Source organism: Streptomyces montanisoli, assembly GCF_017813245.1.
GTDB classification, from domain to species: domain Bacteria; phylum Actinomycetota; class Actinomycetes; order Streptomycetales; family Streptomycetaceae; genus Streptomyces; species Streptomyces montanisoli.
This window is the reverse complement of record NZ_JAGIQL010000376.1, coordinates 1-904: the sequence shown is the minus strand read 5'-3', so window position 1 is coordinate 904 and position 904 is coordinate 1. Positions and strand designations below refer to the sequence as shown.

Genomic DNA, 904 nt, shown 5'->3' with positions numbered 1-904 from the left:
ATCGCTGCCTGGTGTTCAGACCTCTGCTCTTCCGATCTGCGGGCGGCTGCCCGCTCCCCCGGCTCCCGCCTGGGCCCTCCTGGCCCGGAGCGCCCGCGCCTGGCGGCGGGACCGAGTCCCCGGGCGGCGGCTGCCGGGGAGGCCTCGGCCTCTTCAGGAAGGGGTCTTCCTCGGGCGGCTGACCGGACGACGGCTCATCGTTGCTCATGGGGGCAGTGCACCGCGCGTGACGGAGCACCGCCAACGGTCGGCGCCGTTCGGGCGAACGGAAGGCCCGGCCCGCTCAGACGCCGTCGAGTCAGCCCGCGCGGCGCGCGACGAACGTGTGCGCCACCTTGTCGTGCCAGCACTGCCGCCACGGCCGGTCGAACAGGCACCACACCACGTTCAGCACGCCGACGGCGACCGCACCGAGCACCCCGTACAGCAGCCAGCGCGCGAGCGCCCTGCCGAACCCCGGGGGCTCGAACGACTCCATGTCCAGAACCGTCAGGCCGCAGACCTTCTTGCCGAGCGTGCGTCCCCACCTGGCGGTCGGCAGCGCCTCGTACAGGACCCCGACGACCAGCAGCGCGGCCAGCACGACCGCGAGGTAGCCGCCCGTGGTCCCGTCGATCAGGTAGACCGTGACCGTGCGTCCGCTCTGCCGCGCCGCCTCGATCTTGTCGTCGATGTGCGTACGGGCGCGGAGCGCGAGCGGCGCGGCGGCGGCGCCGACGACCGCGCCGACGACGACGGTGTCGATGACCCGGGCCAGCAGCCGGCGGCCGAGCCCAGCGGGGCGGGCGCTCGCCTGGGCGCGGGCCGCGGCCTGGAACGGGTCCTCCGTCGGCGGCTTCCACGGCACGACGGGCGGCTCGCCGCCGGCGGGGGCGCCCGGCGATCCGGCAGCGGGCCCCGCCTG

At 75.9% G+C, this 904-nt stretch carries 1 protein-coding gene; it reads right to left on the bottom strand.

Annotated elements, in window-relative coordinates:
• Positions 1-298: 298 nt before the first annotated feature.
• Positions 299-904 (bottom strand): RDD family protein (locus JFN87_RS33235; RefSeq protein ID WP_209346242.1); only part of this gene is annotated, 606 nt, incomplete at its 5' end.